Raw genomic sequence first — 9994 nt, 5'->3', positions numbered from 1 at the left:
CGCCGGGCGCCCCAACGAGGCGTGGGTCAGCGACGTGACCGAGTTCCGCCTGCCCGACGACGGCCGCAAGGTGTACCTGTCGCCCGTCGTCGACCTGTTCGACGGCAAGCCCGTCGGCTGGGCCGTCGGCACCAGCCCCGACGCGCGCCTCACCGAGTCGTCCCTCGAGATGGCGTGCGCGACGCTCGGGGAGGGGGAGGCGCCCGTCGCGCACACCGACCGCGGCTGCCACTACCGCTGGCCCGGGTGGAAGGCCATATGCGGGCGCCACGGGCTGGCCAGGTCGATGTCGCGCAAGGGCACCAGCCCCGACAACGCCGCCTGCGAGGGGTTCTTCGGCAACCTGAAGAACGAGTTCTTCCACGGGCGGGACTGGTCGGGATGGACGGCGGAGGCCTTCATGGAGCTGCTGGACGGGTGGATGGCCGCCTACTCGACCGTCCGTCTAAAGGCCTTCCGGGAGGGCGGCAGGACCGTCTACGATACGATAGACAACCGCAGGAGGCGGTTGGGGCTGGCGGCGTAGGCCGCTGTCCAAGTAACTGTCCGCACCCCCTGAAGCGCTCCAAATCGCTCTTAATTCAACGGAATCTTGAACAAATGCCCGCACTGCACCGACTCAAGGGCATCTGAACTATGATTTTTGGCCAGGACAAGACTCATAACTCGATTTTTTGACCAAGTTTTTAGAAATCTTTGTCGAAAGGACCCATCATGCTGACCATTGGCTGCCATCTCTCGAAGCGCCGCGGCTATCTGGAGATGGCCAAAGAGGCGGCGTCCATCAACGCAAACACGTTCCAGTACTTCACGCGCAGCCCGCGCGGCAGCGAGCAGGCGGCCCTCGACGAGAAGGACGTCGCCGCCTATCTTGCCTTCGCGAAGGAGCATGGCATCCACGACGCGCTGGCCTACGCCCCCTACGATGCCGACCCGGCCACGGACAAGATGAACGAGCGTGACTTCGCCCTCATGGTGTACTCAGAGGATCTGGCGCGCCTGGCTGAGGTGGACGGCTCGCTGTACCTCATCCGCCCGGGCAGCCGTCTGAACATCAGCGTGGAAGAGGGGCTGGCCGACGTGGCCGACGCCCTGAACAAGATCATCACGCCATCCATGAAGACCTGCGTGCTGCTGGACACCATGGCCGGCGAGGGCACGCAAGTGGGTACGAGCTTCGAGCAGCTGGCCGCGATCATCGCCCAGGTGGAGCACCCAGAGCACGTGGGCGTGTGCTTCGATTGCGCCGGCGTGTGGGCCGAAGGCTACGACATCGTGGGCGACCTCGATGGCGTGCTGGAAGAGTTCGACCGTACCATCGGCCTGAACAAGCTGAAGGCCGTGCACCTGAACGACGCCACCCATGAGCGCGGCAGCCACGTCGATCGCCACGCGCGCATCGGCGAAGGCAAGATCGGCTTCGATGCTCTGGCGGCCCTCGTGAACCATCCCAAGCTGGCCGGCGTGCCGTTCTATCTGGAAGAGCCCGATTCAACGCTCGTCATCTACGAGCGCGACGTCGCTCGATTCCAGGAGGCCTACAAGGGGTAGAAGCCCAGCACGTCAGCTGCATCACGAAAAGGCCAGCGCCGAAAGCATCCTCGGCGCTGGCCTTTTGAGTTTGGGAAAGTGGCGCAGCGGGAAGACCGCTAGCGCGCGTGGCGGGCGCGAGCGCCGGAAGGCGCACCATAAGCCGGCTGCACCGGCGCGAAGCCCTGGGCCTGGGCGGGAACGCCCGCAGCAGGACGGCCGGCTGCGGCGGGGTGCGCAGAAGCTGCTGCCGCGCGGGCCGGGGTCGACCCGAAAGAGCGCTGGGCCGCGGCGGCCTCCTGGGCGCGACGGGCCTGGCGAGCCTCCAGTTCGGCAGCCGCGCGGGCCGCGAATGCGCGCTCCGCCTCGCGGCGGGCCTTGCGTGACATCTTGCGATCGGGCACCACAATGGGTTGCTGCACGGCCGGACCACCTTGCACCCAGGCGTCCACCTCCGACTGCGCCGGCATCGGGATGCTGCTGGGCGTCCAGCCGCTGCCGGCCGGGGCGGGCCGGGGCGCACGGCCTCGAGGCGCTGCGCCCGAAGGAACGGCCGCGGAGGCCGGAACGGCGTTTCGCGGAGGCACGGAGGCGCCAGCGGGGGTGCCCATTGGCATCGGAGCCGCCGCCCCTCGCGGCGGCATGGGCGCACCAGCCGAAGCGGCAGCGACGGCCGACGCCGGAGCCGGGGCCGGAGCAGGAGCCGGCGCTGCCGCCCTCCCCCGGTTACCGTAGCTGCGGGCCGCGTTGGCGCGGCGCCCGATGACCATCTGCAGCTCGGCCACCTTGCGGCGCTCGGTTTCCAAGCCATCGGCCATGCCACGCATGCGGCGGTCGAGGGTCGTGATCCACAGACAGAGGGCGAGCACGGCCACCGCCAACACACCGAGGCCTACAGCCACCAGGCCAAACGGCGAAGATAGAAACTCAAACACGGGCGCGCCCTTCCCCATAAAAGATAACAACCAATGAATGGGATGATATACGACTGCGTCCCTATTGTCGATACGAAAATAGGCGATTTACCTGCTGGGATCGGCCTTTATTCCGACACCTGGGCCACAAGCTCGGCCAGCTCGGCCACCGTGGCGTTGTTGCGCGCCGTCTTCTCCGCGCTTTGCGCCGCCCCCTCGGCCGCCGCGGGCGCCCCCGCCGACGCCGATGCCGCCGCGGACGTCGGCGCCTTGGCGCAGCCGGGGCAGCGCAGGGTTACCTGGGTGCCCTCCCCCAGCACGCTCGTGTACACCATCTGCGCATCGGGGCCGAAGAAGCCGATCATGCGGTCATGCACGTTCTTCACGGCAATGCCGAGGCCGGTGGACGACTCCACCTGGGTGATGTTCGCGCAGGTCTCCTCGGACATGCCCACGCCGTCGTCGCTCACCACGATGACCACGTCGTCGCCGTCGGCATCGGCCTTCACCGTGATGGTCAGTTTTCCTTCCGAGGGCATCGCGTGCTTGATGGCGTTCTCCACGAGCGGCTGCACCAGAAACGGCGGCACCATCATGTCCAGCAGCGCGGGGCTCGCGTCCACTTCGAAGGCGAGGCGCGCGTCGCCAAAACGGGCCAGCTCGAAGTTGAAGTAGCGCTGCACCTGGTCAAGCTCGCGGGCGAGCGAGATACGCTCGGTGGAGTCCTCCAAAGTGCGCCGGTAGAACACGGCGAACTCCCGCAGCAGAGTGCGAGCCTTCATGGGGTCGGTGCGGATAAACGAGGCAATGGTGTTGATGGTGTTGAACAAAAAATGGGGGTTGATCTGCGTCTGCAGCATCTTCAACTCCATGGAGGTGGCCAACTTGCGCTGGGTCTCCATTTCCACGGCGGCCATTTGGGTGGCGAGCAACTGGGCGAAGCCGTGGGCGATGGAGCGCTGGGTTTCGGTGATTTTGCGCGGATCGCGGTAGTAGAACTTGAGCGTTCCCTCCACTCGGCCGCCGACGAACAGCGGCTCCACGATGGCGGCCTTGATGCGGCTCTGCTCAACGGGAATAGGCAGGCCGATCTCCTCGGGCGCCAGCAGCACAAGTGTTTTCCCTTGGCGAATGCACTCGTGGGTGGCGCTCGTGCGGATGGCGATGCCCGCCGGGTTGTGGGCCTCCTGGTAGCCCGCGTAGCCGAGCACGTTCTCGCAGTTGGTGAGGGCGACCGCGATGGCCGAGGTGTTCGGCAGCAAAAGCTCGCACACCTCCTGGGACGCCTCCTCGGTGAGCCCGTCGCCCATGGCGTCGATCATGGAAGAGGCCAGCTGCAGCATGGCATCGGATTGCAGGGCGCGCACGGAATCCGGATCCATCATGAGCCGGATGACCATGACGATGGAAACCGTGAACACGGCGCCGGCCGCGATGAGCACGGGCACGGGGAACGCCGGCTGCGAGAACGTCCACACGAGCGTGATGCCCGCCAGGGCGGCAATGGTGGCCGCGAGCATTTCCTGGTTGAACTTGGGCACCCCGATGCCCCGCGTGGAAACCGTGCCCGATTCGCGCTTCGCCATAATCGTACCCCCTGATTGCATCAGCTATTGACGCCAGTATAACAAACTCGAGAATGCCGCGGAAACGACCTAGCCCCAAACCCCCAGCTGGTTGACGACGAGCAGAACGGCGGCCACCACGAGGAAGCCGGCGAACAGAAAGCGCAGCTGGCGCTCGGGCACCTTCGGGATGAGCTTGGCGCCCAAGGCCGCGCCGGGGATGGAACCGCAAGCCACAGCGATACCGGCAACCCAGTTGATGTTGCCGAGAACCGCCTGGGTGATGGTGCCGGGCACGGCGAGGATCATGACGGCGATAAGGGACGTGCCCGAGGTGAGCTTCATGGGAACATGCAGGACGGACATCATGAGCGGCACCATGATGAAGCCGCCGCCCACACCCACATACCCGGAAGCGAGCCCAGCGAACAGGCCGATGGCAGCACCGATGGCGGCCTCACGCCAGCCAATAGCGGGGGCCTCCAAGTGCGCCCGCTCGATGGCGGCGGCGCGATCCTCGACAGCGGCGAGATCCTTCGACTTCGCGCCTGCAGCGCTGCGCTCAGGATGACACGAGGAAAGGGCGCTCGCATCCGGCTGGGACGAAGAGGCGACGGGCTTGGTAGCCTTCGGGGCCTTCAACGCCTTGCGGAACATGGTGACGGAAGAGTAGGCGATGATGAGCGCGGCGGCTCCCATGACGGCCCAGTCCGGCGAGAGGGCGGCAAGCCACACCCCCAAAGGCGACATGCAGGCGCCCCCGAGGCCCGCGGCCACGCCGAGCTTTGGCAGGCAGGTCTTGTTCCGAATATGGGAAACCGCTCCTGAGATAGATGTCGGGATGATGGTGAACAGCGAGGTGGCGGTGCACATGAGGGAGTCCATGGCGTAGCCGAGCTTGAACGCCGGCACGAGCAGCATGCCGCCGCCGATGCCGAGCAGCCCCGCCAAAACGCCGACCACCAGGCCGACGACGAGCGACACGAGAAACAGCGGAATCATGGCTTCCACGACGCTAGTCCTCCATGTCCAAACGAATCTGGGTAGTCATGCCGGGATCGATGTCGGCATGGGGCAACGGAACGGGCGGGGCGGGGATATCCTTCGGCTCCGCGCCTGCGGCGCTGCGCTCAGGGTGACACATGGGGGTAGCGCCGCCTGCAGGGGCGCTCGAGGCGACGGTGGCGGGCGCAGCAGCGACTGGAGCCGGGACGCTCGCGGCAGCCACATCCTGGGCGCGCAGCATGGCCGAGCGCACCAGCGCCTCGGAAAGCAGCTGATCGCTTTCCAAACGATTCATGGCCTCGGGCCAGACGTACTGGAACTCGAAGTACTTCGCGCAGTTGGCCTCGGCGTAGGCGGAAGCGGCGCCCGTGGCGGCCTTGGCGGCCAGGCGGTAGGCCTTCTTGTCGGGGCGTCCGAAGCTGCGCATCCATGCCGTGAGTCGAATGCGGCGCAGAAGACCCGGCTCCAAAAACGGCCCCGGGTAGGGCTCGAGCGAGGCCGGCTTCACCTGCTGAAGGTCGATGAGCGCTCGGGAGTATTCCAGCTTGCGGTACTCGTAGAGCCACCGGAAGATGTCCTGGCGGAAACGCGTGCCCTCGCTTGCGGTGCGCGGGGGCAGGTGACGCAGCACCCACTGGTTGTCGAACCAGATATCCGAGCCGTACATGCGCAGGTCGAGCATGTAGTCCAAATCCTCGCCGCGGGTGATCCACGGGTCAAAGGCGAGGCGCCGGAACGCCTCCTTGTGGACGGCCAAGCAGCCGCCGCACACATGGTTCGAGCGCGACAAGCGCGGGCCGCGCATGGCCTTGGTGATCCACTCGTTGAAGGCGCGGCCCTGCTGCCAGAAGCGGTTGTACCACTTGTCCTCCCATTTCGAGAGGTAGGAGTCTTGGTCGTTCAAATAGTACCCCGTCTTCGCCACGATGGGCACGCCCTGGCGCGTGAGCTTCCCGAGGCCGTACATGGCCTTTTCCAGGAATTTCGGGTCGTCGACCACCTCGTCGTCGTCCAAGAACACCACGGCGTCGAAGCCGAGCACGTTGGCCACGAGCAGGCCCAAATTGCGGATGGCGCCGTAGCCTTGAAGGCCGATCTCTTTGGAGAGGCGCTCGATGTTCTGCTGGGCCATGCGCTGCTCGATAAGCGCCAGCTCTGCCGCGCCGATGACGAGCGTGGTCACATCCGGATGGCGGTTGGCGATGGCCTGCACCTTCTCGGCCGCCTGCACTTCCAAAGACACGTCGGCGGACACGAGGATGACCACGAGTCCCAGGCCCTCCACCTTCGCCAGCGACTCCAGGCAGCGGCCGAGCTCCCCTTCTTGGTTGGGGGCGGTGGGGTGGTCGTAGGTGCTCACCACATCGGCCCCTCCGCGGTGGCGGCGGGGGTAGATGAACGTGGGAATGACGATGACGGGGTTCATGGAGGTCCTTTCGAGTTCAGTCGAAGAGTGTTACATCATTTTAGCGCGTTCGCATCCAGCGGCAATCTCGGTAGGCAAAATGTCATGAACGGAACGAGCCGGCACGGCGAAGACCACCCCGCCCATACACGGGGTATTGTCGCAGTCGCGCCCTGTTATCGCCGGCGTCGTCCGCCCTTGGGCGCACCGGCGCGGCGGCGCTTGGTATCGCTCACTTTCTCCTTGTTCATGCGGCGCGCCTCCTCGCGACGATCGCGCATGGCGGCCATCTCCTGTTGAAGGGCCTGGTAGGACGCGTAGCGCTCCGGTGTCAGCTCACTGGATTCCACAGCCGCGCGCACGGCGCAGCCCGGCTCCTCGTGGTGGGTGCAGTCGCGGAAGCGGCACTGCGCGGCCAGCGCCTCCACATCGGGAAAAGCCGCGCCGATGCCCTCTTCGGCGTCCCACAGTCCCAAGCCCCGCACGCCCGGCATATCCACGATGCGGCCGGCGCCGGGCACCTCCACAATCTCGCGGCTCACCGTGGTGTGGCGGCCCTTGCCATCCCCCTCGCGAACTGCGCCGACGCTTAAGACCTCGGCGCCCACCAGCATGTTCACCAGGCTGGACTTCCCCACCCCCGAGCGCCCGATGAGCACCGTGGTGGTGCCCGGCGCCAGAAGCGCGCGCACGGCCTCCACCGATGCCGGGTCGTCCTCGGACACGACGAGCACATCGGCCGCGGGAGCAGCCAGAGCCTGCACGGCCTCCACGGTGGCCCGGGTGGCCGCGTCGTCGGCCAGATCGGCCTTGGTGAGCACGACGGTCACCTCGGCCCCCGTCTCGAAGGCCAGTACCAGCTCGCGCTCGAGGCGCCGCAGGTTCACCTCGCCCACGGGCTGGGCCACGATGACCCGCTCGAAGTTGGCGGCGAGCACCTGGGGCACGGCGCGCTCGGTGGGATCCTTGCGCACGAACTCGCGGGTGCGCGGCGCTATGGCCTCGATGACGCCCTTATCGTGCGCCGGGGGCACCGCCACTTCCACGACGTCCCCGATAACGGCCCGTCGGCGCTCCCCCTTCACCAGGGCCGTCGCGTGCTCGCAGCGCAGAAGCTCGCCGTCTTCCAAACGCACGAGCGGGTACCCCCGGTCCAGCTTCACCACTTCGCCGCGATAGCGCGCCTCGGCCATCAGCGCTGCCCCTCCCTCATCTGGTGGAACACGATGAGCATGATGAAACCGATGGCGACCAGCATAAGCCCCGGCAGAAACGCGCCGATGTCAAAAGGCTGCTCGGTGACCGACCCCTTTTCCACGAAGGTGACCGCGTCGGCGTGCAGGTCGGTTAGCCCCTCGTGCTCCGGGCAGATCAGATGGAAGGTGCCGCGCACCTGCAGCGTCGTGCCCTTGCGGCCGTAGGCTCCGTAGGTATCGATGACCTCGGTGGACTCCGTGTCCATGAACACGGGGATTTCGGAGTGAGCCCTATCGGAGCCCTGCAGGACGATCCAGCTGTACCCGGGATCGAACTCGGCGCGAATGCGGTCTCCAATGACCTCGCCCGTCACCTGCACCGTCTGGTTGTTCAGGTAGGAATCGGCCTCCTGCAAAGCGGAGATGGAGGTATCGTAGATGAAAGAGCTGTCGGGCTTTTGCTGGGGGTTCACGAGGTTATCCTCGCTCACGTCCTCGCCGAAGACTGGGTCGGGAAGCTTCGGACGCGCGGGCTGGACGACGGCCTGGCCGTCCTCGCCATCGGCCCCGTTTTCGCCCTCGGTCGCGCCGCCGCTCGCGCCTTCGCCCTCGGCGCCTCCGCCTTGCACCGCGCCGCCGTCCGCGCCTTCGCTTCCAGCGCCTTCGTTCCCAGCGCCTTCGCCGGCCTCTACGACGCCCGTGTCGTCCGTCGGCACATCCTTGTTGGTCACACCGGCATCAGAGGAAGCCGTCGTGGCGCCGTTGGCAGCCCCCGTCGCCCAAGCCACAGGGCCCGGCGCGGCCAGAACCGCCGCGAGCGCGATCGCCAGAAGCGCGATACCCCGCCGCCTCATGAGCGCTCCTTCGGTCGAGGCCGCGGCACCAGGGAGGCCACCACTTCCACAATAAGGGCGAACAGCGTCATGAACTCCAAGCGTCCGGCCCACATCTGGAAGATATAGAACAGCTCGAGAGTTCCCGCCATGCCGGGCCCCGCCACCGACGTGATGATGCCGCCGTTGGACGTCATGGCCACCGACTCGAAGATTGCGGGAATGGCCTCGAACCCGTGTGCAATGCCCACCAGCGCGCCGATAACGTAGGTGATCACGTACAGGATGAACACCGTCATGGCCTCTTTCACAATTTCCGGCGTCAAGGTGCGCCTGCCCACGTGATTGTAGGAAACGACGACGCGAGCCGAATCCGGTGCCAGCGTCTCCTTCACGTTCGACACGATGGACTTGAAGATGATGCCCATGCGCGAGAACTTGATGCCGCCGGCCGTGGAGCCGGAAGCACCGCCAACGGCCATGATGAACGCCAGGGTGAGGAAAGCGCCATTGCTGAAAGCGGTGGTGATCTGGTTGGTGGTGACCACCTGAAAGCCCGTCGTGGTGAACGCCGAGATGATCATGAACAGGCCGCGGCGCAAGAGGGCGAGCATGTCATCGAAGGGCGACAGGGCAAGGGTGGCCGTGAAGACGAAGGCCATGACCCCGATCCAAAGCACCATCGTCTTCGTCTCGATGTCTCGGAAAAACGGGAGCGGACGCCCCTTCCACACCTCGGCGTGAATGACGAAGCTGATGGAGCCCAAAATCATGAGCACCATGAGAATCGCCTCAAGGGGGAAGGAATGGTAGTACATGATGGAAAGCTGCATGGGCGTGAAACCGCCGGTCACGAACCCGGAGGTAGACACCCACAGCGCGTTCAGGAAGGCGCGAGTGGGCTCCATGCCCATGAACAGGCATAACGCCGTGATGATCACCGTGGCGACAGAAACGATGACCAGGGTAATACGAGCAATGAACTGGGTGGTCTGCACCACGTTGGGCACCACGTGCTCGCTGCGGCCTTCCGACGAAAACAGCGACGCGCCGCCGCCGCGGCCGAAAAGCCCGAAGGACAACGCCACCACGATAAGGCCGAGACCGCCCAGGGCATGCATAGCGAAGCGGAACATGTTGTCGGCGTAGGAGAGGTGATCCAAATCGACGATGAGCGAGGCGCCCGTGGTGGTCAGGCCGGAGACGCCATCGAAGACGGCATCGAGGTAGGTCATGTAATGCCCCGAGAAGTACAGAGGGAACGAGGCGAACAGCGCGAGAACAACCCAGGCGAAACCGGTCACCGCCAGCGCCTGACGGCGATCGAGGCGTCCGGGTTCGATGCGCAGAAAACGCAGACTGCAGCCCGCGACCATGGTGATGCCGATTGCCGCGAGGTAGCGCGCCGCCGGCTCCCATTCCTGAAAGACCAGCGCCGTCGCCAAGGGAAGGGCCATGAGCGCGGCGAAGAACAACAGGAGCGTTCCCAGGTAGTGCCCGATAACGCGCAAGTCGTAGGGGGTGAATCGCTGCCACATAGTCCTTG

Annotated in this window: 9 protein-coding genes; 2 read left to right on the top strand and 7 right to left on the bottom strand. The window is 65.8% G+C overall.

Translation table 11 applies throughout. The annotated features are described in order from the left end of the window. Both ACW4QM_RS05910 and ACW4QM_RS05905 read left to right on the top strand, forming a co-directional pair. Nucleotides 1-526 (top strand): IS3 family transposase (locus tag ACW4QM_RS05910; RefSeq protein ID WP_455798272.1); only part of this gene is annotated, 526 nt, incomplete at its 5' end. A 188-nt stretch (nt 527-714) separates the two neighbouring features. After that, the gene (locus ACW4QM_RS05905) at nt 715-1551 is read left to right on the top strand and encodes a deoxyribonuclease IV (RefSeq protein ID WP_455798271.1); all 837 of its coding nucleotides are present in this window, start codon (nt 715-717) and stop codon (nt 1549-1551) included. Between the two features lie 98 nt (nt 1552-1649). Here ACW4QM_RS05905 and ACW4QM_RS05900 read toward each other — a convergent pair whose 3' ends face one another. The 7 genes from ACW4QM_RS05900 to ACW4QM_RS05870 all read right to left on the bottom strand — a co-directional run bounded on the left by ACW4QM_RS05900 (nt 1650) and on the right by ACW4QM_RS05870 (nt 9986). Then, nucleotides 1650-2465 (bottom strand): hypothetical protein, encoded by an 816-nt coding sequence (locus tag ACW4QM_RS05900; RefSeq protein ID WP_288220770.1) that lies wholly within the window; start codon nt 2463-2465, stop codon nt 1650-1652. A gap of 107 nt (nt 2466-2572) precedes the next feature. Next, nucleotides 2573-4030 carry a GAF domain-containing sensor histidine kinase gene (locus ACW4QM_RS05895; protein ID WP_452039319.1) on the bottom strand — a complete coding sequence of 486 codons (1458 nt, stop codon included), beginning with the start codon at nt 4028-4030 and terminating at the stop codon, nt 2573-2575. Between the two features lie 69 nt (nt 4031-4099). Next, entirely contained in the window at nt 4100-5011 is a 912-nt protein-coding gene (locus tag ACW4QM_RS05890; RefSeq protein ID WP_117284594.1) for a sulfite exporter TauE/SafE family protein, read from the bottom strand. Between the two features lie 13 nt (nt 5012-5024). After that, nucleotides 5025-6440, bottom strand: a complete 1416-nt coding sequence (locus ACW4QM_RS05885; protein WP_455798270.1) for a glycosyltransferase — start codon at nt 6438-6440, stop codon at nt 5025-5027. Nucleotides 6441-6595: 155 nt separating this feature from the next. Next, nucleotides 6596-7612: a ribosome small subunit-dependent GTPase A gene (gene rsgA, locus ACW4QM_RS05880; RefSeq protein ID WP_114540123.1), complete on the bottom strand. Its 1017-nt coding sequence runs from the start codon at nt 7610-7612 to the stop codon at nt 6596-6598. Next, on the bottom strand, nt 7612-8469 hold the full coding sequence (locus ACW4QM_RS05875; protein WP_114540122.1) for a hypothetical protein: 858 nt from the start codon (nt 8467-8469) through the stop codon (nt 7612-7614). Before ACW4QM_RS05875 ends, rsgA begins: the two co-directional genes overlap by 1 nt. After that, nucleotides 8466-9986: a TrkH family potassium uptake protein gene (locus ACW4QM_RS05870; protein ID WP_114548585.1), complete on the bottom strand. Its 1521-nt coding sequence runs from the start codon at nt 9984-9986 to the stop codon at nt 8466-8468. Before ACW4QM_RS05870 ends, ACW4QM_RS05875 begins: the two co-directional genes overlap by 4 nt. Between the last annotated feature and the right edge of the window lie 8 nt (nt 9987-9994).

The sequence above is a fragment of the Adlercreutzia sp. CNCM I-6207 genome, assembly GCF_977072305.1.
The sequence above is the reverse complement of the archived record's forward strand: the minus strand, read 5'-3'. Positions and strand labels throughout refer to the sequence as shown.